At 36.2% G+C, this 23,400-nt stretch carries 21 protein-coding genes and 2 pseudogenes; 7 read left to right on the forward strand and 16 right to left on the reverse strand.

Going from position 1 to position 23,400, the window contains the following annotated elements:
• Nucleotides 1–11 precede the first annotated feature (11 nt).
• Nucleotides 12–2,072: an NAD(P)/FAD-dependent oxidoreductase gene (locus IQ237_RS20440; RefSeq protein ID WP_194058516.1), complete on the reverse strand. Its 2,061-nt coding sequence runs from the start codon at nucleotides 2,070–2,072 to the stop codon at nucleotides 12–14.
• A 254-nt stretch (nucleotides 2,073–2,326) separates the two neighbouring features.
• On the opposite strand from IQ237_RS20440, the pseudogene IQ237_RS26405 reads away from it, so the two are divergent.
• Nucleotides 2,327–2,518: pseudogene (locus IQ237_RS26405) on the forward strand (hypothetical protein); the annotation flags it as partial.
• A gap of 107 nt (nucleotides 2,519–2,625) precedes the next feature.
• Here the strand turns inward: IQ237_RS26405 and IQ237_RS20445 are convergent.
• From IQ237_RS20445 to trxA, 9 genes are all read right to left on the reverse strand, one after another.
• Nucleotides 2,626–3,732: an endonuclease NucS domain-containing protein gene (locus IQ237_RS20445; RefSeq protein ID WP_228020535.1), complete on the reverse strand. Its 1,107-nt coding sequence runs from the start codon at nucleotides 3,730–3,732 to the stop codon at nucleotides 2,626–2,628.
• A gap of 526 nt (nucleotides 3,733–4,258) precedes the next feature.
• A complete protein-coding gene (locus IQ237_RS20450; protein ID WP_194058520.1) occupies nucleotides 4,259–4,861 on the reverse strand; it encodes a heme-copper oxidase subunit III in 603 nt (200 codons plus the stop codon).
• A gap of 132 nt (nucleotides 4,862–4,993) precedes the next feature.
• Nucleotides 4,994–6,667, reverse strand: a complete 1,674-nt coding sequence (gene ctaD, locus IQ237_RS20455) for a cytochrome c oxidase subunit I (protein ID WP_194058522.1) — start codon at nucleotides 6,665–6,667, stop codon at nucleotides 4,994–4,996.
• Between the two features lie 121 nt (nucleotides 6,668–6,788).
• Complete coding sequence (locus IQ237_RS20460) at nucleotides 6,789–7,715, reverse strand: cytochrome c oxidase subunit II (protein ID WP_194058524.1); 927 nt, start codon at nucleotides 7,713–7,715, stop codon at nucleotides 6,789–6,791.
• Nucleotides 7,716–7,881: 166 nt separating this feature from the next.
• Nucleotides 7,882–8,487 carry a DUF2231 domain-containing protein gene (locus IQ237_RS20465; protein ID WP_194058526.1) on the reverse strand — a complete coding sequence of 202 codons (606 nt, stop codon included), beginning with the start codon at nucleotides 8,485–8,487 and terminating at the stop codon, nucleotides 7,882–7,884.
• Nucleotides 8,484–8,984 carry a DUF2231 domain-containing protein gene (locus tag IQ237_RS20470; RefSeq protein WP_096565165.1) on the reverse strand — a complete coding sequence of 167 codons (501 nt, stop codon included), beginning with the start codon at nucleotides 8,982–8,984 and terminating at the stop codon, nucleotides 8,484–8,486. The genes IQ237_RS20465 and IQ237_RS20470 overlap by 4 nt, the downstream gene beginning before the upstream one ends.
• A 607-nt stretch (nucleotides 8,985–9,591) precedes the next feature.
• Entirely contained in the window at nucleotides 9,592–10,536 is a 945-nt protein-coding gene (holB, locus tag IQ237_RS20475; protein WP_194058528.1) for a DNA polymerase III subunit delta', read from the reverse strand.
• An 83-nt stretch (nucleotides 10,537–10,619) separates the two neighbouring features.
• Nucleotides 10,620–11,252 (reverse strand): dTMP kinase, encoded by a 633-nt coding sequence (tmk, locus tag IQ237_RS20480; protein WP_194058530.1) that lies wholly within the window; start codon nucleotides 11,250–11,252, stop codon nucleotides 10,620–10,622.
• Between the two features lie 414 nt (nucleotides 11,253–11,666).
• On the reverse strand, nucleotides 11,667–11,993 hold the full coding sequence (gene trxA / locus IQ237_RS20485; protein WP_194058532.1) for a thioredoxin: 327 nt from the start codon (nucleotides 11,991–11,993) through the stop codon (nucleotides 11,667–11,669).
• Between the two features lie 205 nt (nucleotides 11,994–12,198).
• Between trxA and IQ237_RS20490 the strand changes: the two genes are divergently transcribed.
• From IQ237_RS20490 to IQ237_RS20500, 3 genes are all read left to right on the forward strand, one after another.
• Nucleotides 12,199–12,804 (forward strand): VWA domain-containing protein, encoded by a 606-nt coding sequence (locus IQ237_RS20490; RefSeq protein ID WP_194058534.1) that lies wholly within the window; start codon nucleotides 12,199–12,201, stop codon nucleotides 12,802–12,804.
• Nucleotides 12,805–13,023: 219 nt separating this feature from the next.
• Nucleotides 13,024–13,629, forward strand: coding sequence for a VWA domain-containing protein (locus IQ237_RS20495; protein WP_194058536.1), 606 nt, complete (start codon nucleotides 13,024–13,026; stop codon nucleotides 13,627–13,629).
• 40 nt (nucleotides 13,630–13,669) lie between these two features.
• Nucleotides 13,670–14,071, forward strand: coding sequence for a salt stress protein, Slr1339 family (locus IQ237_RS20500; RefSeq protein WP_194058538.1), 402 nt, complete (start codon nucleotides 13,670–13,672; stop codon nucleotides 14,069–14,071).
• Nucleotides 14,072–14,130: 59 nt separating this feature from the next.
• On the opposite strand, the gene IQ237_RS20505 is transcribed toward IQ237_RS20500, so the two are convergent.
• The 4 genes and pseudogenes from IQ237_RS20505 to IQ237_RS20520 form a co-directional block, all read right to left on the reverse strand.
• A complete protein-coding gene (locus IQ237_RS20505) occupies nucleotides 14,131–14,376 on the reverse strand; it encodes a hypothetical protein (RefSeq protein WP_194058540.1) in 246 nt (81 codons plus the stop codon).
• A gap of 53 nt (nucleotides 14,377–14,429) precedes the next feature.
• Nucleotides 14,430–14,654, reverse strand: a complete 225-nt coding sequence (locus IQ237_RS20510; protein ID WP_194058542.1) for a hypothetical protein — start codon at nucleotides 14,652–14,654, stop codon at nucleotides 14,430–14,432.
• A 211-nt stretch (nucleotides 14,655–14,865) separates the two neighbouring features.
• Entirely contained in the window at nucleotides 14,866–15,105 is a 240-nt protein-coding gene (gene acpP, locus IQ237_RS20515) for an acyl carrier protein (RefSeq protein ID WP_194058562.1), read from the reverse strand.
• Between the two features lie 36 nt (nucleotides 15,106–15,141).
• Nucleotides 15,142–16,401: pseudogene (locus IQ237_RS20520) on the reverse strand (hypothetical protein); the annotation flags it as partial.
• Nucleotides 16,402–16,551: 150 nt separating this feature from the next.
• Between IQ237_RS20520 and IQ237_RS20525 the strand changes: the two are divergent.
• The 3 genes from IQ237_RS20525 (at nucleotide 16,552) to IQ237_RS20535 (ending at nucleotide 19,712) form a co-directional block, all read left to right on the forward strand.
• A complete protein-coding gene (locus IQ237_RS20525; protein WP_194058544.1) occupies nucleotides 16,552–19,101 on the forward strand; it encodes a dynamin family protein in 2,550 nt (849 codons plus the stop codon).
• A 225-nt stretch (nucleotides 19,102–19,326) separates the two neighbouring features.
• Nucleotides 19,327–19,500: a type II toxin-antitoxin system HicA family toxin gene (locus IQ237_RS20530; RefSeq protein ID WP_309225794.1), complete on the forward strand. Its 174-nt coding sequence runs from the start codon at nucleotides 19,327–19,329 to the stop codon at nucleotides 19,498–19,500.
• Nucleotides 19,500–19,712 carry a type II toxin-antitoxin system HicB family antitoxin gene (locus IQ237_RS20535; RefSeq protein ID WP_168493294.1) on the forward strand — a complete coding sequence of 71 codons (213 nt, stop codon included), beginning with the start codon at nucleotides 19,500–19,502 and terminating at the stop codon, nucleotides 19,710–19,712. The genes IQ237_RS20530 and IQ237_RS20535 overlap by 1 nt, the downstream gene beginning before the upstream one ends.
• Before the next feature lie 45 nt (nucleotides 19,713–19,757).
• Here the strand turns inward: IQ237_RS20535 and IQ237_RS20540 are convergent, their stop codons facing one another.
• Nucleotides 19,758–20,087 (reverse strand): XisI protein, encoded by a 330-nt coding sequence (locus IQ237_RS20540; RefSeq protein WP_194058546.1) that lies wholly within the window; start codon nucleotides 20,085–20,087, stop codon nucleotides 19,758–19,760.
• Nucleotides 20,088–21,137: 1,050 nt separating this feature from the next.
• Nucleotides 21,138–21,785 carry a response regulator transcription factor gene (locus IQ237_RS20545; RefSeq protein ID WP_194058548.1) on the reverse strand — a complete coding sequence of 216 codons (648 nt, stop codon included), beginning with the start codon at nucleotides 21,783–21,785 and terminating at the stop codon, nucleotides 21,138–21,140.
• Nucleotides 21,786–23,400 lie beyond the last annotated feature (1,615 nt).

A 23,400-nucleotide genomic window follows, 5' to 3' on the forward strand; every position in this document is an offset into this window, starting at 1 on the left:
TGACTACTTAATTAATGACTTGTTTGGGTTACTGCTTTTGACTTAACGGTAACTACTTGATCCCGTAGTCGTGGTTTACCTGTAGAAATGGCGTAGTTGGTCACTAATAAGTTTAACCACAATCCTGGAAAGCGGTTTTCTAGCCAGCCTTGACTCCACTTCAGGAATTTGGGAAACCATGTACTTAGTAAAGCACTGGTGAATGAATAAACACCAAAGTTGAGGTAATTACTTAACCACCGAACTAAGTCTCTAAACCCTGCTAGTTCCCAAATCCATATTAATAAGGCGGGATTTTTGGTAGCGGCTTTTAAAGCTAAACGGTTAAATGTAAACCAGTCGCAGCGATCTTTAATGAAATTATCTGCTACTTCTGGGGGTTCGTCTGCTAACAAGCCAAAAAAGGTATTGAGCATGGCATTAACCCGTTGAGGTGGAATAAATTTCCCTGTGGGAACCATCATTCCTTTGGAAAATAGCCACGTGACGGAAACGTTACTTTGGTAAGCACGAATTTTATTGAGGTGACGGAAACTTAATAAGTCGTGTTTGAGGGCAGTGTTTAAGAGAGTGGTTAAACGTTCTAGGTTACGAACGAGAGAACCAAAACCAGTAAATACTAGGGGAGATTGCAGGGAAGCAGCATCACCAATGGCAATTAATCTATCAAAGGCTATGGTGCGATCGCTATCACTAACACTAAAATGCCCTGGAATATAGCCAAATGTCGGTTTTTTCCACACTAGCTGATCCATGTCACAACGGCGATATTCTGGCAAAATCGTGAAAAAGTCCTCATACATCTCTAACAACGAACCAGGATTTTTTCTATTCACTTCATGATAATGAAATAAATAAATTGTCAGTTCTTCCCCCGCAGCAGGAAATAATTCCCAAATTAATTGTCTGCCTCTAGAAATATCTCCGTGACTGTAAAGAACATCACCATACTGAGAATCCCAGACACCAGGGGCAAAACCTTTTTCAATCACTGCTCCCACGGTGGGACATACACTATCAAAGGCTCTACCCCCGTTTAATTGCCAAGCAATAGGGGAAGCTGTACCCATTGCATCTACTAATAATCTACCATTGACTTGCTGATCAATTCCAGTATTTACACTCTTGACAGTAACGGTAACTTGTGATTTTCTGATATCTGCCCGGATAAATTCTGTTTGATCCCAAATATCACCACCAGCGGCTTTAAGTTTTTCGCCGCATAATTGCAATAATTTATCTGAATCTAAAGCGATATTTAAAACAGTTGGCGTGTATAAAACAGGTGATTTTAAGTGATGCGGGTTATTAGCGTCAAAAAATTTATTAAATCCGTCTTTATACTCCCTGGCAATAATGGTTTCTAATTCTGCATTTGTTAACAAACCTAGATTGACCAAAGTTTGAATTTCATCACGAGAAATATTCCATTCTCGGTTCATGCGTCCAAAGGGTAATCTTTCCACCAATAGAACTTTATAGCCTAATTTTGCCATGACTGCGGCATGAATCACACCCAAAGCGCCACCAATATAAATGAGGTCATAAGTGTTTTCTGCTGTTTGTTGCTGATTTTCTGCATAAAACACCACCTGACGGGGTTGCTGAGGATTTTTGACACCTTCTCGCCAACGTTGCTCCCACCAGTAAGCACGTTTAAGATCATATTCCCCATGAGGCATTTTCTGGAAATACTTGACAGTTAGGGGATAATAGGGTTCTAGCTCTGCGAAAATCGACTTTTGAGGGTCAATCTTTGGTGGTTCGGGGTATTGATGGGGAAAACTGCTTCTAATACCTGTAGTCAGACGTTGCAATATTGAACCTTCGTTAGTGAAGGGTTTGTCTCCCCAACGAAACACTTTGAGGTAAGTGGTGCGCTGTACAGACCACACAAATATAGAAAGTTCGGTTGCTAAAGGTCCTTTGACAGATGCAACCGGGTTTTGTAGACGCAGACCATCTGGGGTCAGTAATTTTTCTCCATCTCCCGGCACAAAGTCTGTTTGTAGCCAGTCACGGACAGCACCACTATCGGTAGTAGGAACTTCCAAGTAAAGAATTTCTTTCATGTTCTGCTGATATCTCCTGTCTATCTACTCACTCACAAAGATTTGACTCAGGCAATAAGTACATTAAGTACGTTAAACTTCGCCCTATCAATTGTTTGAAGATTTAATGAAGAAATTTTAATAGTTTGTTAAATTTATGATTCATTTTGGAACTTATGTGGAACTTATCTAAATTTATAATAAAAAAGGCTGAAAACCTTGAGGTTAAATTTTGACGCTATGGGGAAAAACTTAACCGTCCTAGATAGTAGGGACTCAGACAACAAGCAGTTGATGAAGAACTGGTAGCTGTGGTTATTGCCGGAGTAGTCAAGCTGAGTCGCGTCCAATGTCAGTCTTTATAAGATTTAACTGCGGAGGTTTTATAAGATAATCCGCGTTTGGATGGACAAGAAAGACGCTGGTTGAGTCAGTTAGTTGCTAAAGCGTGGAAAATTGTGCCTTAATCTGTTTAAGGCAGGAGGCAGGGGAGAAAATAAAATTGATCACAAATTGATCACAAATAGCTTTAATGTATAACCTAACACACAAGTAAGCTACAAATACTCCGATGTTAATTTACTCTTTGTAGCCATATTTGTAATGCTTGATGAATAATATTTTTAAGTTCATCAACAATTAGCTGTTGGTTGGATGATTGTTTAAAGATTAAATGCCAACCTTTAAGATAAGTGATATTATCTGGAGGTAGTTCTTTAAACATTGAATTGAAACCAGTCATATAACGAAATTTCTGCGAATTTCCTGGTAAACTGTAAAAAGTATGATCAAGACTCAAATATTCTAGTTTTTCCCAAGATATACTCCCTGATTTTAAAGGAATATATCGCCAATATGTTAAATAGTCGTCCATTGTATCAATCTGCATTCTAACAATAGTTTTATTTTGGCGATTAGGAATCATTAGCCATAAAAAAAATATTATTTTTTTTGCTTTTTTATCAAAACAAAATTCAGCGCATTGCCTTATCTTATCCTTACCATACTTACTAGCATATATAATACTTTTATTGACTACAGTTTCTTCTATTCTGGAATCAAAACTTAATATCTGATGTCTTATTTGAGTTAAATTTTCTAATTCTGTATTTGTTAATACACCCAACCAATCTAATAATAATCTTGGAGGTTCTGGAATATTATCATTTTGTTGATTTTGTAAATTAACTTCTTTATATTTTATTTCTATAACCTTGGTTTCGTTTTGGCTCTCAATCGAACCTAAAGTAAAATAAAATTCTTGATTTTTACATAAAAGAGAAAATGTGTATAAATCAAGATTTAATCTACTATATTTTTTATCAATTAGATTATGGCGATGAAAACTAGGACATATTGCTAATAGTAAAATTTCTTGGTTATAATCTACATTTTCTTTAAAAGGTTGTTCTGATATTAAATTATCATAATAGCGTGTGAGTTGATTGATAACATAACGATCTTCTGTATTTTTTAGTTCAATAATAGCTAATTGATTATTTTCTCCTATTGCTAGGATGTCACAAATTTCTCCTTTTATAGATAATTGGCGTGCTAAGGGCTTTAGTGGAAATATTTCTTCTAAATTATCCCAAACAAACGTTTCTAATTCAGACTCATCAATAAATTGCCAGCCTTGTTTAGTTTTCTGCAATGCTACGTTACTTTTCATTTTGCTCATACAACAATTTTTTAAATTTATACCAAGTAATATATAATCATATTTGTTATCAGGAAGTTTGTAAAGTACAGTGTTTGTAGCTTAACTCAAATCTTGACCACTCCGTACAAACCCAGATAATCTAAAAAGATGCGCCATAAGACTACCTTATTTTTATTGGTTTTAAACGGTAGATCAAGGTTTTTGGGATTATACGGTGAAATAAAAATACATCAATTTTTGTTGGTGCAAGATGTCAGTTAATGCAATGCTCGGTATTCCTCTAGCAGTAAGCTATTACGCAGATAAAGTTGATCATCCTAATGTGGGTTTATAGTCATCTTTAGATGACTTTTGCTATGAGACTGGGAATTCATTCCCAGGCGGGTTATCGGTTTTACGTAAAATTAACACTTAAAAAACTTCTCTTTCTCTTTCTCTTCCTTTGCGTCTTTGCGTCTTTGCGTGAGAAAAATATCCATAAATAGTAAGGGTTTAGCAATGCTAAACCCTTACATAAATTATTGATTTTTGAGTAATTAAAAAACTACTGCCAAACGTAGATAAGCAAAAACAAAATAATCCAGATAACATCAACAAAGTGCCAAAACAACGAAGTTGAATTAACACCAAAGTGTCCGTTATCGTAATTACCGGGAATAAAAGAACGAATCAAAATAATCGACTGTAATAAAATCCCGGTGAAAACGTGCAAACCATGAAACCCAGTTAATAGGTAAAACATCCCGCCATAAGTACCGGAAGTAAAGCCAAATTCTAATTGACTCCATTCCACATATTGACCATATAAAAAGTAGCTACCCATTGCCATTGTAGCTAACAAATATATTCTAAATCCTGGTAAGTTACCACGTTGTAAACATCTTTCAGCAAAGTAAATCACAAAGCTGCTAGAAACCAGAATGATTGTATTAATTGTTGGGGCGACTACTTCTAATCCTTCAACACCAGCAGGAAGCCAATTAGGGTTTGTTGTTTTGTAGATGATATAACCAGCAAAGAAGCTTAAAAAGATGACGCTTTCTGATAGCAGAAAGACAATAAAACCAAACATTTTACTGCCTTCTTCGTCGTGTCCATGTTCATGGGCTGGATGATGTATTTGCGGTGTTTTGACTGAGCTATCCATTGGTAATGTTCTCCTTTTATTTTGTCCATACATTTGGATAAGATCCCCGACTTCTTTGATAATCTTGTGAGTAAATTATGAATTAATTGCAGAAGTCGGGGATCTGGGTATCACAACTAAATACCTACATTGTTATTCGGCTGTTTTTATGGTTTGGGGTTCTAGGTTGGCTGTTAATGGTTCTGATTTTCCGTAACCGTAAGGTTCACTAATAATGATGGGAATTTCTTCAAAGTTCTCTACAGATGGAGGTGAAGAAATTAGCCATTCTAAACCAATTGCTCGCCAAGGGTTAGCAGGTGCTTTTTCACCTTGTAACCACGAAACCAAGATGTTGAAAATGAAGGGTAAAGTGGACATTCCTAATAAGAATGCACCTAAACTAGCAAGAACATTCCAAAATGTATATTCTGGTGCGTAGGAAGCAACTCGGCGTAACATCCCTTGCAAACCTAATGGGTGCATGGGTAAAAAGTTTAAGTTTGTACCGATAAATGCTAACCAAAAATGTATTTTTCCCCAACCTTCGTTAAACATCCTACCTGTCATTTTGGGAAACCAATGATAGATGGCTGCATACATTCCCATTGTGACTGTTCCGTACAATACATAATGGAAATGTCCAACGACAAAATAGGTGTTATTAACATGAACATCTACTGGTACAGAGGAAAGCATAATTCCTGTAATTCCAGCAAAAACGAACATGATTAAACCACCTAATGCAAATAACATTGGTGTATTTAATTTTATTTTTCCACCCCAAATTGTCGCCACCCAAGCAAATACTTTAATTCCTGTGGGAACAGATACAAACATGGTTGTCACCATGAATAGTAACCGCATCCAACCAGGTGTTCCACTCACATACATATGGTGTACCCAAACAATGGCACTCACCACAGCAATTAACATCGAAGAAATGGCAACTACTTTATAACCAAATAATGGTTTGCGGGAATAAACAGGGAAAATTTCTGAGAAAATTCCGAAGACTGGGAGAATAATTACATAAACCGCAGGGTGGGAATAAAACCAGAAATAATGTTGAAACATTACCGGGTTTCCGCCTTTGCTGGGGTCAAAAAATGCAGTTCCAACTGTTAAGTCAAACAGCAACATTACCGCACCAGCAGTTAAAGCAGGTAGTCCAAATAATTGAATAATTTGGGCGCTAAATACTGCCCAGACAAACAAGGGCATTTTAAAAAAGCCCATTCCTGGCGCACGCATTTTCACAATGGTGGTGACAAAATTCACCGCACCCATAATAGAAGAAACACCGGAAACAGCTACCGCTAATAACCACAAAACTTGTCCATTTATTAAATGTCCTGTGGGGTTTTGTAAACTCACTGGAGGATAAGCCCACCAACCAGCTTGGGCAGGTCCACCGGGGACAAAAAAGCTGGACATGAGTAAAATTCCCACTACTGGGACCATCCAAAAAGCGGCAGCATTGAGGCGAGGAAATGCCATATCTCGCGCCCCGATCATGATAGGTACGAGATAGTTTGCTAAACCAACAAGGGAGGGAAATGTCCACAGGAACAGCATTACTGTTCCGTGCATTGTGAACATTCCATTATAAACTGTACGGTCAATTAAATCAGATTCAGGGGTGACAAGTTCGCCCCGTAAAATCATCGCAAAAATGCCACCAACTAGGAAGAAAATAAAGGAAGTAACGAGGTATTGAATACCGATTACTTTGTGGTCTGTGCTGAAAGTGAAATATGTTTTCCAGTGAGTTGGTGTTGAATGATGATGTGATTCACCACCAAGATTAAGTGATATGTTTGTCATGGGATTTTAGATTTTAGATTTTGGATTTTGGATTGAAGAAATGTCCTGTAAATCCTGATGCAGAGAAAGTGAAAAGCTCACGCAAAGGCGCAAAGGCGCAAAGGAAGAAAGAAAGAATTAATTAACCTGCAAAATTAACTACTGGAGGTGCAGCAGGTTTGACGGTTTCCCAACCAGTTTGTACATTTTGGTTGTGATTTTGGGCGTATTCTGTAGCGGCTTGGTTTGGTGCAACTGTGGGACTATGGGTAGCGGCTTTTTTCAACCAATCGTGATATTCTTCTGGGGTTTCTACTACTACGTTTGCTTGCATGGTGGCAAAGTATGTACCGCTATATTGGGAGTCGGTGAGGCTATATTTACCGGGACGAATGGGGGTAAATTCAAAGTCTATGGTTTTACCAGGAACGATGTCTTGTTTAACGCGAAATGCGGGAATATAAAATCCGTGGAGTACGTCTTCTGATTGTAGGGCTAAACGGACTCGGCGATCGCTTGGTAAATGTAATTCTGTACTTGTAATTCCCTGTTCAGGATAACTGAATACCCACGCCCATTGTTTAGCAATTACGTCAATTTTTTCTAAGGGTTCACTAACAGTTTCTCCTGGTGTTTCTTGCACTTCTGCATGGGCAATTTGCACAGGTAAGGGGTTATGTAAATGTAATAATTGGGAAGGTCCTTGAATCCCCATGTTTTCATACACTTCATAACTGTAACTTGCTATCCACAATACTAACATGATGGGAATAGCAGTCCAGACAACTTCTAAAGTGATGTTTCCTTCAATATGTGGACCATCACTAAAGTCATAACTTTTGGCACGATGAAAAAGAACAGAATACAAAATAGCGGCGGTGACACCTAAGAAGATAAAAGCCCCAATTGTCACCAAAAAGCTAAACAAATCATCAATCAAATGTGATTCAGCCGCTGCTTGGGGGGGAAGCCAAGAATAGGCTTGTTTACCGATGAAAATACTGGCAACTGTGATGACAAAACCCCCCGCCATCACTAGGAAAAGATTTAAAGTCAACCGAATGTTCATAGTTAGTCATTAGTCATTGGTCATTAGTTATTAGTTATTAGTTATTAGTCATTAGTTATTAGTTATTAGTCATTAGTTATTAGTTATTGGTGATAATTATTTATTTACCAATCACCAATTACCAATCACCAATTACCAATCACCAATTACCAATTACCAATTACCATTACTTCAATACTTGATTGATATCTTGTCCCATTCTTAACAAGTTATCCGCAGTGTTATGTACACCAAATTCGGCTGCTAATTGTGCGCCTAATGTGCCGTGAAGATACATTAAGGCCATGATGAAAACTCCGGCAAAAATATAACTCCAACGCACTTGCATATCGGAATCTTTACAGGTAATGTAACGTTGCCATCCCCGCCAAAATGTCATTCCTACCATTAAAGCTAAGAGAAAAACACCGCCCACACCATGCCACATCATGGTGGACATTGCTTGCAAACCCCAGGAACTTTTTAAATGTACTGGTGGAGTTGCTAACAACATTTCATAAAAACCCGCAGCAACGGTGAAAAATGTAATCACAGAAGCAGCTACCATGTTGTACCAACCAACTTCAAATAATTGGGCGCGTTCTACAGCTAAACCCAATGATTTAAATAACCATTGTTCTATGGGGAAAAGTACAGCAACTAAATCAAAAATTACCCCAATAATGAACAATCCTAATGTGAGGTGAACTAGGTTAGGATGAATAGGAATTGCGTAAGGTAGTCCGTTTGCCCCCATCTGGGCGCTGACTTGATCAATTAATTCTGAATTCATGGTAATATTCCATCCTTTACGGCTTCCACAACGGGTACTGTATGTATTCCATAAACCCACACTAATTCATCACCAAGATATACTTGAAAACCAACAAGTATGGTTAAAAGTAAACAAACTGCTAAATAATGAATTGGCAATCTTTGGGGATCACGACTGCGAAGTACATAACGCCAAGCTGTGATGGCTGCTAAAATTCCTGATAGTGACCAACCGATTAAGGTATGGTAATTTAATACTGATTTGACGATGTTGTAAGGTTTGGCTAAACCAGCTTCGTACTGTCCAAAAATAATGGCTATGAATATGGATACGGTAGCTACAAATAAATTCCACCAACCCACTTCATAAAAACGAGTTTTGCCAGTTAAAAAGCCAATTAAATCACAGAAAACTGCAAATAAGATCATGGCAATTACAAAGTGAACCACGATGGGATGCAGTGGATCTGGATATGGTAAATTGTGGTCGTTCAACGACGTTAAATACTCAATCATCAACTTCTCCTAGATTTATAGAATACTCCTTAGACCAACTTCAATAATTCATCAAAGTTACTACTATTAATCACGACTACTCATATTTTTTAGAATATTTATGTGATATTATTCTGTTAATATGGTGTCATTTTTGTATTGATTAACAGCTAATTTGTCAGCAATTTTTAGCAAAGGATGTGAAGTCAATTCATATACTCATAAAAACAGTCTGTAACAGCAATTTTTGATGTAGCTAAATTCAATTGCTGTTAAGTTGCTGTTCAGGCTTTTATTTACTAGACCTATTGGTTTAGGTTACGTAAATTTTTATTAATTGTCAAAAAAAACTAAAAGTTAAACTTTTAGAATGAGTAGAGAGCAAAGGTACAGAGCAAGAAGGGGAATATGATAATCTGAATATCCTTGCTTTCTGTAGATATTATGAAATACAAAGAAAAGATTTTGATGTCTAGTAGTGTACATTTAATAATTATTACTTTGTTTGATAAATGACAGAAATTTATGTAATTTATGGTATGTACAAAAACTATCTCTGTTGTTAATGGGATCTAATTAAGAATTATTCTAAATTAGATATTACCAATTACCAATTACCAATTACCAATTACCGAATTTGCAATATTGATAAAAATGTACATTCCCAAACTAACCGGGGTTGAGCATAAGATAATAAATTCTTGCGAGTTTTTTCTAATTGTTCAATAATACCAGGTTTATGTATTTGTTGCCAGTAAAATTGTTGTAGATAATCAATTAACCATAATTGTGCTTCTGTGTCTAATTCTTTATCAATTTTCTTCGCTAGTTCTAACGCATGACGATAAGATTTAGGTGTTTTTTTTACTTCTTGGAGTAATTCAGTATTAATACTTTGTAATTGCTGATAAGCTAAAATTGCACTTCCTGGACTACCAGCAGCTATACTTAAAATTTCTGGATGTTGTAAAATTTCTGCATTTCCTTTAGTTGTTAAAACCTGAGTTAACGCAGTATAATCTAATCTATAAAAAGGGATTTTTTGACAGCGAGAAACCAAAGTTGGTAAAATTGCATCAGGAGAAGGAGCGATTAAAATTAAAGTCGCTTGTCCTGGTTCTTCCAAAGTTTTCAGTAAAGCATTAGCAGCAGATTCAGCCATTGTTTCTGCTTGTTCTAAAACTACTACATTTCTGGGCGCTTCCAAAGGTGGACGGGATAAAAATTGGGTAATTTCTCTAATTTGTTCTAAACGAATAACTGGAGGTGCTTTGCGTTTTACTCCTTTTTCTGCTGCTTCTGCTGCTGTTAACCTTTGTCCTTGATATTGATAAGTTGGTTCTACCCAAAATAAAGCGGGGTGGTTTCCTTGACGAATACGATTTTTTAAAATAGATAATTGTTCAGGTTTTACAGAACTAGAAAATAATAATTCAATAAAACATTTAGCGGCTAAACTTCTACCCACACCATCAGCACCAACAAATAAATAAGCTGGTGCGACTCTGTTTTGTTTAACAGAAGATGTTAATAAATCTATTGCTTGTTGTTGTCCAACTAGTTCTTCAAACATAATTTATAAGGAGTCAGGAGTCAGAAGTCAGAATATTTGTGAAAATCATAAATTCATCCCTCTTCATCTGCGTTTATCTGCGTTTATCTGCGTTCAATTATTCTAGAAATTAAAACTTCTTGAACATTTTTATTGACAACTTCCTGACTTAAACTACCATCAACTCGAAAAATTCGAGAAGGATAATTTGCAGCTAATTCAGTATATCCTTGCTGTACACGACGATGAAAATAAATAGTTTCCTGTTCAATTCTATCTAATTTACTTTGACCACGTTTACGAGAAAGTCCTAATTCTACATCCACATCTAACCAAATAGTCAAATCACTTTGTAAACCACCTGTAGCAATATAATTTAATTGATTAATTAAACTCATACTTAAACCCCTACCATAACCTTGGTAGGCAATAGTAGAGTCAGTATAGCGATCGCATAAAATATATTTTCCTGCTGCTAAATTTGGCTTAATTTCCTGCTCGATGTGTTGCGCCCGATCAGCAGCGTATAATAATAATTCCGTCACCTCACCCACAGGTTTATCCTCTGATTTTTCCAGCAATAGCTGTCGTAAGTGTTTCCCTAACTTTGTTCCCCCTGGTTCACGAGTCAGAATAACTGATACATTTAGAGTTTCTAACCACTGACTACACAGTTGCATCTGAGTAGTTTTACCACAACCTTCCACACCTTCAAATACAATTAATTTACCGCTCATATTTTGAAAATTTCCTATTACCGATTTTTTTTAACCTTATTATCGCTCGCTAGGCCGCAATTAGATATTTAATCTCGTGGTTATCAGTTAGTTGTACCACTCAATTCTGTAATTATCACAGATATGATTAAATTGAATCTGGAGGTATTGGGTATTGTCTGTCCAGAAACAATTATTAAACTTGGCTTTACTTTAAGATAGATCCCCAATTTCTTAAACAAGTCGGGGATCTGGGTATGCAAGATTCCTATAGCTGAATACTTACGCACAACCTATAGTTACCAAGACAGCGATCGCAATCTTGGCATCATCTTTAGTCCTAATTACATCTTTTACCTGTTCCTGACTCCTTAATAGCGAAGCATGGAGTTAGCCATTCTCCTGACTCCTGCTATAACTGATCACAGGTAATGACTACATAGGAATATACTGTGCTAGAGTTTTAGTTAAAGTAGTTTTGGGAACTGCACCGACCACTGTATCAACTTGCCTACCCCCCTTAAATACCATGATAGTGGGGATGCTACGAATACCATAATGACTAGCAACTGTGGGATTTTGATCTGTATTCACTTTCACCACTTTCACCTGTCCATCATATTCAGCGGCCACTTCTTCAACAACAGGAGACAACATTCTACAAGGTCCACACCAAGGGGCCCAAAAATCCACTAAAACCGGAGTCTCACTATCCAACACTTCCTGTTTGAATGTTGCTTCTGTGACATTGGTAATAGTCATAGTTGTTCTCCTGATCTGAGCGAATTAACTTGAAAGCTCGACATTTACTCATGCTGCAATATTGACTTATTTAGGGATTTTACCGCAGAAAACGTTTGTTTATAGATGAGCATAGTTTAAATGATTATTACAATACCTCTACATCTAGATATCATCGTCTGACCTAAGAGTTAAAATAGAAACCGAAAAATCATTAGAGGTATTTATGATGAGCGATCGCGACTATACTCTAATCATTGATAAAAGTGGCAGTATGTCCACCCCTGACCAAGTTGGTGGTAGAAGTAGATGGGAGATTGCCCAAGAGTCTACCCTCGCTTTAGCTAGAAAAGCAGAACAATTTGATCCCGATGGGATTACAGTTTATGTCTTTTCTGGGCGATTTAAACGTTACGAAAATGTCACTTCCGCCAAAGTTGCCCAAATATTTCAAGAAAATGACCCTGCGGGTACAACCAACTTAGCAAGTGTATTACAAGATGCCCTCAACAATTATTTTCAGCGTAAAGCTTCAGGGCAAACTAAACCCAATGGAGAAACAATTTTAGTGGTAACTGATGGTGAACCTGATGATCGCAAAGCCGTATTTGAAGTCATCATTAGCGCCACTAGGCAAATGGAAAGAGATGAAGAATTAGGCATTTCTATGATTCAAGTAGGTTCAGATGCTCAAGCTACAAAATTTCTCAAAGCACTAGATGATCAGTTGCAAGGTGTAGGCGCTAAATTTGATATTTGTGACACCGTGACTTTAGATGACTTAGAAGAAATGAGTTTGGCAGATGTATTGATGAATGCCATTACTGACTAATTAGGGTTTAGTGAAAAAGTCTTGTCGTGAAGCTAGGGAATAGGGAGAAAGATTTTAGATTTTAGATTTTAGATTTTAGATTGGAATTAACAAAAACAATCCAAAATCCAAAATCCAAAACTCCAGCATAGCTGCTTCCTGCCTCCCGACTCCTGACTCAAAACCATCAACTCAACTTTAATAGCTACTTTAATAGCTGGATCACTGGAGAATGGAAAAATGTTAGAAAATCGTGATTACACTTTAATTATCGACAAAAGCGGTAGCATGGCCACCCCAGATCAAAAAGGAGGCAGAACTAGATGGGTAGCAGCACAAGAATCTACTTTTGCATTAGCTAGTAAATGCGAACAATTAGATTCAGATGGAATAACGGTTTATTTATTTTCCGGTAGATTCAAACGTTATGAAAATGTCACATCTAGTAAAGTAGCGCAAATTTTTCGGGAAAATGATCCAGCCGGGACAACTGATTTAGCAGGTGTATTGAAACACGCTACTGATGATTATTTTCAGCGTAAATCTAGCGGACAAACTAAAGAAAATGGAGAAACAATTTTAGTTGTAACTGATGGTGAACCTGATGATCGTAAAGCAGTGATGAAAGTTATTATTGAAGCATCGCGCCGACTAGATAGAGATGAAGAATTAGCCATTTCCTTTATTCAAGTTGGTACTGATGCCCAGGCTACTCGCTTTCTCAAAGTTTTAGATGATGAACTGCAAAGTGCTGGGGCAAAATTTGATATTTGTGATACAGTCACAATGGAAGATATGGAAGAGATGAGTTTATCAGAAGTGCTATTGAATGCCATCAATGACTAGCTAAACTCACTAGCTAAACCCATAATGAGGAGTGTTCACAATGGACTCCATTGATAAGTTATTAGCGGAAATTCAGGCTGAATACAAAGGGGAAAAACCTCAACCACAGCAGCCACAAAAGCCAACAGTAACTACAGCCAAAACCTTTATTACTTCTGCTTCTGGGTCTGATGGTTTAATAGATCACTTATTAGCAGATGTCAAAGCTGATTTTGCTGAACAAGATGCGGCTGAAGAATTGAGAAAAAAGCAAGAATTAGAACAGGAAAAAATTCGTCAAGCACAACTTAAAACTCAACAAATTGAGAATTTGCAGAAGCAAGCTCAAGCATGGTTATCTAAATTAGATCCCTTCTCATCTGAAGGACTTTGGTTTGAAAGGTTTGCTCAAGCATACCCATCAAAATTAGATGCTGCCATTGAATATTTACAAAACAATTAGTAGCAATATCCAGATACTCGACTTTTCACAGAAGTTGAGTATTTTATTTACAGCAGCTTTCAGTTGTCAGTAGCAACAATAGCTGCATCAATTCCTTCCCACATTTCTGAAAGGGGTATAGTTTGTCCGCTTAATGCCTCTTTTATGCCTTGACGAATACCTTCAATTACAATTTCTGTGGGTGTTTCTTCAGCAGATGAATCTGTCTCTAAACCGATGCGAAAGTAGTGAATTAGGTCATAAATTTCTGCTAATTTATCTTCGGGAATATCTCGCAGTTCTTGGATAATTTTATCAATCAGCATTAATTAAATTCTCCTTTGGTTGGTGGTGAAAAAATTAGATTTTTTAGTGAATATTACTCAATTATTTCCTCATATTGATTAGTATCTTCTGTTCCCAATTGTTTGATTTCTGCTAACACTTCTGTTAAAGTTTTTTCATCTAACCATTGATGACGTTCTTTGGTATAGTCTCCCTTACCAGGACTGAAATATTGAATAAACCGAATAGTATCGGTAATTCCTAGAGAGTTAATTAAGGCATTATAGCCTTGTTTAATAATTTCATTTTGGGTTTTCATCATTGCTTTCCTCTGTTATATTCTACCTTAGTTAGTGAGAAAAATCATTAAGAAGTAGCTTTTTCAATTATATAATCTATAGCAATCCTAAATGATTATAGAACGATTAGATCATAGTTACTATTGGCGTAAATCGAACTAGATTAAGACTTTGAGTATCCTAACCTTACCAAATCATTTGTACTATTTGTTCATAACTCAAATCGGATTGCTATAGAGCCTGTTTAACTGTATTAATCCTTTCAGCAACTTGATCAGGTATTTCAATATCAAACTCTTCTTCTATAGCCATAACTAATTCAACAGCATCAAGAGAATCAGCACCTAAATCTTCAATAAAGTTTGTATTCAAGTCAATTTTGTTTTCATTAACATTTAATTGCTCGCTAATAATTCTTTTCAACTTTCTAAATACTTTTTCATTGAAATTACTATTATTAGCTGTAATCATTGGTTGAGGCACTGAATCTTCAACACTTGATTGTTCTTCTACTTCTTCTTGCGATTCATCTCTAATATTAAAATAGTGAAAAAGATTAGCAACGGTTAAATCTGATGCTTGTTGTAAATTAGATGTGACTAATGTTCTATATCCAGAAATTGCAGCTTGTTGACTCACATAATTTTCATACTCCCGACGTAATTCTGGCGCAAACATAAATAATAATTGATCACGTAAAGAATAAAAATGAGATTTTTCGGCTATATTTTCATAGCTGATTTGTTCTGGTGGTATTTCTGAATTAGTTATAGTTTGGGTAATTTCTGAATTATGAAAATCAGCACTATTTAAAAGTTTTAATTCTGCTGGAGGGAGAGATTTTACCCAATCTACATGATTTTGCCATGATTCGATGATTACTAAATCATGATTGTGAATGCGGGTAAGTTCAGGAAAGAGAAAATCAAGTTCGTCATGAGATTCACATTTATCAATTACAGTATGGGCATCTTCACATATTTTAGTTTGGAGTTGGTTGAGGCGATCGCTCACCACAGAAATTTCATTTTGTACCTGATAAGTGGTAATAATTGCTTGTTCAATAGCCCAAGAACATTCTAACCGGCGCAGTTGTCCAGGCGCACAGGTTTCTGCTAATAAATGAGGATTAGTATAATCTGCTAAAGCCTCAAATAACATACCTCTAGCAGCGTCAATTTCTGCATTTCTGCGACTAATATCTTGTAATTGCATAGCAGAACGTAAACGATTTATAGCTTGCACAAATAAACCATAGGCTCTAATTAAAACTGTGCGATGTTGTTCAAATTTAATATCTTGGGCTACCTGTTCAATTAACTGTCTAATTTCTGCTCCTTGGTCTTTTAAGGCTTGTTTAAGGTCAATAAAGCCATTTTTGACCTCTAACCGCATTTGCTCCACTTCTTTCCTCAATTTCAGGGTTTGGTGTAAGTTCACTGCTGTTAATGCTACACCTGCAACTGTTCCTACACCGATGAGGGCGGTTGTTGCTTGTAATACTCCTATGCTGTTTTGGATTGTTTGCAAGCTACCCATAATTGCTGTAAAGTTTTGCTGATTTTGATACATCTGCAACCCAGTCATGATAAAATTAGGAGCAGCTACCAATGGTGATAATGGATTGACAACACCAATAGCATGAGACACAAACTGACCTGTAACAGCATCTCTAGCGATGCTTAGGGGTACACCATTACTAAAGACGGGAATATATTTACCAGCTTCAATACCAGCTTGAATGAGAGATGGAAATTGATACGTCATATCTTTACCCAGTTTATTGAATCAATATATACTTTTCTAGTATAACTTATTAGTTTCAACACAAATAACCGTAATTACTCGGTAAATAAGTTAAATTTGATTAAATTAGGGAATAATAGTTTTTACACACTCTATCCACTGGTGATTTTTATGGATACTTCACGAGTTACTTCTGAGATTGTTGATTTATTATCACGCATCACAGGACAAAAACTGAGCCAACGGGATATCACACCACAGGTATTATTTTTAGCTAGTTTAGTAACAGTGCTACTAGGAGTAATGCTTGTAGATGGGACAGTTTCAGAAGCAGAAAAACAACATTTACAGAAAATTTTATCTCGATTTAGTCAATCAAATAGTGATGTACAGAAATTAACAAACTTGATGATTAAAGGAGTTAAAGAAAATCAAATTTATAAAAAAATTCAGGATTTGTTAAAGTTAACATCTCCACTTTCTGAATCAGAAAAAATATTATTAATTGGTTTTGGTTATGAAATGTCAGCTGCCGATGGTAATATAGACATCAAAGAAAAGCAATATTTAGGAATAGTTGCTAAAAATTTAGGTATTAAATCTGAATATTTAGAAGTTTTTGAGATTGCATTTACTCATCAAGGAAAATTTGATGCAAGTGCTTTAAATGAAGTACATTTTTTACTAGATCCTTCTCGGTTTCAAGAACTTGATACAGTCTTTGTAAAAGCTGCAAGTGATATGTTGGCAATTTTACCTGCTAAACGAGAAATTAAAACTACTCAAAAGCATACAAGTGTATCCTATGATAAGTTGAAAAAGTTCCAAGTCTATCGTCAGCAATTAGATAAATATTGTTATCAAGTATTTCAGATAATTCAAGAATGCCAAAACCATAATTTATTACCAAATACTCTCATCAATGAGATGAGTACAGTATCTAAAAAAATACAATCTCAGCGATTTAGGTTAGCTGTAGTTGGAGAATTTAGTCAAGGTAAATCAACGTTATTAAATGCTTTGTTAGGTGAAGAAATTCAGCCAGTTAGAGCAATTCCTTGTAGTGGTGCAGTTACAGTTTTAAAATATGGAACTCAAAAGCGGGTAATTTGTCGCTATAAAGATGGAAGAAGTGAGGAAATTGCTTTTGAAGAGTATAAAGTAAAAGCTACAATTTCTAAAGAAGCTGCTCTAGAACATCGTAGTGATGAATTAGCACAATCTAATATTGAGGAAATTATTTTTGAACATCCTGAATTAGCATTATGCAAAAATGGTGTAGAAATAGTAGATTCACCTGGATTAAATGAACATCCTCAAAGAACAGCTATTACTCAAAAAATACTAACAGATACAGATGCAGCCATTTTCTTAACTAATGCTATGCGTCTACTTCCTGAAAAAGAAAAAGAATTACTGCATGATGTAAGATATCAGCTTAATAATAGTTCTAAAAAAGAACCTGCTGATAATCTTTTTGTGTTAGTAAATTTCATGGATAACCTTGATACTCAAGAAGATGTTCAAGATGTAAAACAAAGACTTGAAAGTTTTGTCAAAAAAGAAAATTTACTTGTTTTCAAAGAAATAAATCGTGTACATTATATTTCTGCTAAAACAGCATTAAAATCAATTCAAAATGGAAATAATGATGAATATTTACAATCTTTCCAAATGTTTACTCAATCTCTAGAGAAATTCCTGACTTTAGAGCGTGGAACATTAAAAATTAATCGTGCAGTTAATGATATAACCCAAGTAATTACCAAATGTTTAGACAGTTTGGATATTGTCGAGGAATCATTAGACGGAAAAATAAAACTTTCAGCGACAGGAAAACAAGAAATTTTGGAAAAAATAGGTGAAGCTAGTGGGTGTGATGTCAGGATTCGTATTTTAGTAGATCATTTGATAGAATCAGTGATGGAGCAAGCTAATATATCTTGGAATGAATGGGTTGAACATTTAGAGGTTCGTTTAATTTTAAAATCGACTGAATGGACTTCTAAGCATTCAGGAATTTGGAGCAGAGATAAATTAGCTCAAGATTATGCAAATCAATTTAATAAAGACATTTCTCAAGAACTTGAGAGTTGGATAAATGATGAACTAAAAGAAAATATTTTGAAAGAACCTTTAGAAAGATTAGATAATGCTGTAGAGAAGGAATTTGAAAAAATTCAGTCAGAGTTCCACACCCTAAATTATTTCTCCCAAAATCAATCTACGAATTGGAAGTTTTTGGATGATAAAAATAGTAATTTAAGTGTAATTAATAACTCTAGTTTCTGGGGTGCTTTTGGTGCAATAGGTATTGGTGCTGCATTAGTACCAGTAGTGTTCTTTGCGGGTCCAATTCTAGTAGCACTTCTTGGAGGTGCAGGTGCTGGATTACTTGGAGGTGGAGGAATAGCTATACTTGAAAATAGTATTACAGAAAATGTTTTGAAGTTAGGTTGTGAACAATTTGTTAATTCTGTAGATGGTATATTTGAGCGAATTGATAAAATGATATACTCATTGTTTAATGAGCGAATAAAAAGAGTTAACGAAGTTGTTGAAGAAACAATATCAATATATGAAAATGTTTTAGAACAACAAGAAAAAGCTCACCAAGAAAATCTAGAACAACGGGAAACAGAAAAAGCATTTATTAACCAAAAACGCCAAGAACTTGAACAAGTGCAGAAAGAATTACAAACTATGATCAATAAATCCTAGATCCCCGACTTCTTTTTTCAATCTTATTCATAATTTTTTGGTTATTTAGTCATCTTTAGATGACTTTTGCTATGAGACTGGGAATTCATTCCCAGTCGGGATATGGATTTTACATTAAAATAGTTAGGGTATCTTGCATATTTTATCAGCAAGCTACATAATTAATTATACAATAAATCAAACTATTGATTACAAATAAATGTTACTATTAAAGTACGAGCAGTCATTCAGCGACTAGAAGCTGATGGTTGGTATTTAGCCAGAACAAGAGGAAGTCACCGACAGTTTAAACATCCTCATAAACTTGGTACTGTTACAGTTTCCGGTAAACCTAATATTGATGTACCCATTGGTACAATAAAAAGTATATGGAAACAAGCTCAATTGGAGGAAGAATAATGCGTTATACAGTAGTAATTGAAAAAGGAAATACCAGCTATGGGGCTTATGTTCCCGACTTACCCGGTTGTATAGCTGTAGCTGAAACATTAGCAGAAGTTCAACAACTAATTGTAGAGTCCATAGAATTTCATATAGAAGGTTTAATAGAGTCAGGTTTACCAATTCCTCAACCTACAAGTATCGCTCAAGAAGTTGAGGTTTTAATTTAAGTAGTAAATTCCTGACATCAATTGATAGTTTACTCAAAGTATTTATTATCCCACTGCAAAACCTGTAAATTGCCGTTTATAAGGAGCATGAAATCCTAAAACAATATCTTCTTTAGGGACACCAGCAGCCGTTAATTCATTAGCAACACCAACTTCTGTACCATCTCTTTGTATCCAGATTTTATCATCTTTAATATCAACATGAATGATCACCCCATAAGTTCTAATTTGTTGTTTCCAACCAATATTTAATACTTGATAATGATGACGTTGGGTATCAAAAAGCAATTGAATTTCTGTACCATTAGCGATATCATTTCTGGAATGATTGCTTAAAATATCTTGAATAATTTGCGAGTAATTTATTCTTTCCATAAAACAATCTCCTGGGATAAAAGTTAAAAATTTTTTGGTTATTTAGTCATCTTTAGATGACTTTTGCTATCAGACTGGGAATTCATTCCCAGTCGGGATATGGATTTTACATTAAAATAGTTAGGGTATCTTGCATATTTGATCAGCAAGCTACATAATTAATTATACAATAACAATACCTTAGCCAATTTACGAGGGTGAGATGATGATGCTTTAACCATTAACTCCCATTTATCTGAGACTTGGCAAAAACAATCACTACTAAAAATTCCTTTAAGGTTTACCACAAGGGTTTTTTAATGTATTGACCGTAGGATAAGGGTTTGGTGATTCTAAACTACCTTTTAATCAAAACGCTCATGTATGCTTATTTTTGCCAGTTTTGCCGGAAATTATCAAGGCTCTTTTTTTGGCTAAGGTCAGGGGAAACGCATCTAAATCTTATTGACAAAATACCGTTTTAATGTATAGACCAATAAATCCCTATTTATCGTTTGATTGATTTTTTCAGGATCATGGTGATGGACTAAAATATTGTCAATAAGTGGTCGTTAATGCGAATATTTTGGTCGTTATTGAGATTGAATCGCCCTTATTGATAAGATGCGTTTCCCCTGTGGCTAAGGTATTGACAATAAATCAAAGGATTGATTACAAATAAATATCTGAGTAGGGAACAGGGAACAGGGAACAGAAGGCAAAAGGCAAGAGGCAGGAGGCAGAAGGCAGAAGGCAAAAGTTAATATTCTTCCCCTGCTTCCCCTGCTTCCCCAGTCACCAATCACCAATCACCAATCACCAATCACCAATCACCAGTCCCTATAATTAGCCTGTATAAATAATTTTAGGTGATATCTGGGTTGGAAGATAGCAATTGAGGAAAGTATCATAAAACATGAATTATGAAGCTGGAATTGAAAAATCTGTATGCTTCACAATTCATGTTTTTTACTGGCTATCAAACTAAAGTCAAGATCAAATAAAGAATTTGAGCTTTGAGTTATGATTTTTTAACTCAAAACTCAAACCTTCACCAAATCAGCGGAACATTTAAGCCATTTGATTTTCAATCGCCCACCGTGCTAACTCAGTACGGTTGTGGAGATTGGTTTTACCCAACATATTGGAAACATGGCTTTCAACAGTACGCTGACTAACATTTAGTTCTTCAGCGATTTCCCGGTTAGCTAAACCCCTAGCCACAAACTGAACCACTTTCAGTTCTGTGGGAGTTAACTGGACATCAAAGGGAACTTGGATACGGGAACCGTTTTCCCCTCCCTTAGTTTGATGTTCTTTCCAACGGATAGTTTGCTTGAGTGAAGATTCTACTTGTGCTACGAGTTCTTCTGGTTCAAAAGGCTTGACCATATATACGTCAGCACCTTTATTCAGACCTTTAACTCGGTCTGCACTTTGCCCCTTAGCGGACAGGAAGAGAACAGGTATCCAGCTAGTGCGTTCAGTTTGCCGGACTTGTTCGACAAAAGTGTACCCGTCCATTTCCGGCATCATCACGTCACAGATGATCATGTCTGGAACTTCATGTTCTAATATTTCCAGAGCTTCCTGTCCATTTTCCGCCGTGATGACTTCGTAGCCCCGGAATTCTAAGTAATCCTTCACCAGCAAGATGAGGTTAGGGTCATCATCAATTAATAGAAGTCGTTTGTGATCTTTCATGCTGGACTCTTTCATAGCAGTGGCACTTGTCGCGCTTCAATCCATCAAGGTCTTGAATAGTTATCCTCTTTGGTGGATTATGTGAGATGTTGTGCAAAACAAACCTGACAAAAATTGTTCATGGCATGGGCATAAGCAAATACACCCTAGAACCTGGAACATTTTGTTGTTTGCTTCCTGCTTCCACCAAGCCCGTCACCGGGTCCTTGTCCACAGGCGTAAATTCCGCGCTGGCCGCACGTACTGTTTTTCCCACTCAACTTGCCTTGGTTGTTTGTGGTTGTGAAAGTGGTGGTCACTCTTAACATACTACTAGTAACTTAATAGCAAAAGTCTAGTAAGGATACGGAGAGCAATAGTATTTATAATGCGCTATTATATATTCTTTTGAAAGCAACGGGCTAAAAAACCTGATTAAATCATAATCCGTCTGGTTGACAGGTTCAGTATTTAGCTGAAGATCACCCTAACTGACAACTCACCCGCACTTTCATTTGTTAACTGTTGCTCCGCTATATCCTTTTTTGAATGTTAAGCCTCTAGAGGTTCACAAGAAACGAAGGAAGTTCCTGGCAAAAAATGGTTGAAAAAGGCTTATGCTTACATTTCCATAGATGCCAATTAAGTGTTCTGCGATCGTCCGCTCAATGACTTCCGGCTTTTTGAATATAGTTCATAAAACCATAGACAAATATCTCAGGTTTTATTTTGTGAGGTTTTACCTAACAGGGTGAACTACATACTATCTATCCCTTGGCTAATAGCTGTCGGGACTACTTAATTTACATCACCTGCCTAATTGTTTGATTATCTCCCTCAATTAATTTTGACTGGGAAATAAAAAAACAGGCTTGGACTTGTGCTAAGTGTCTTACCAGGGCTAGGGTGTCATGTTGTGGAATTTCACCAAAACTATTGATTTATATCATTGACTATGAAGGCGTAAAAATGTTTTATTTATGCCTGTTATAGCCTATATATGACTATAAATCAATTAATTTGTGTAATACCAAACCGCATCTGGGTAAACTCCCATTATCTATCTAGAACAACAAATACGCAAGCGGTTGGTTGAGGTTTAGAAGATGCAAATAAGAAGAATCTCACACGATGGTTGAGATGTCCACACTTTGAGTCACAGTTTCCAGCATTCCCAGATGACATAGCTAGGAGGTTTTTAGCCCGGAGTATCTGTTTGGTAAGAACCAGCAGAAACCTGTGGAGGAAAAAGAAAGCCAATCTTAGCGCGTCCACATATTACTTAGGGCTTGAAGTTCCACAGCTTTAGTAGTTCTGGGGATTGGATGGCTGTTTGGATGGCGGTGTTGACTCACTGTATTGTTACTCATTCAGCGGCTCCCTGTTTACAGTTCTATAACAATTTCCCAGGTTTGGAAATAAAGTTGTCCATATAAAAATATTCACTACCTACGCAACAGAACCCGACAACTAAAACAATTAGGTATTTATGCTCTGGTGATTGGTGATTGGTGATTGGTAATTGGTAATTGGTAATTGGTGATTGGTAATTGGTAATTAGGTTATTCATCTTCCCCAGTCACCTGTCACCTGTCACCTGTCACCTGTCACCTGTCACCTGTCACCTGTCCCCAGTCCCCAGTCCCCAGTC

Source organism: Sphaerospermopsis sp. LEGE 08334 (genome assembly GCF_015207205.1).
Classification (GTDB): domain Bacteria; phylum Cyanobacteriota; class Cyanobacteriia; order Cyanobacteriales; family Nostocaceae; genus Sphaerospermopsis.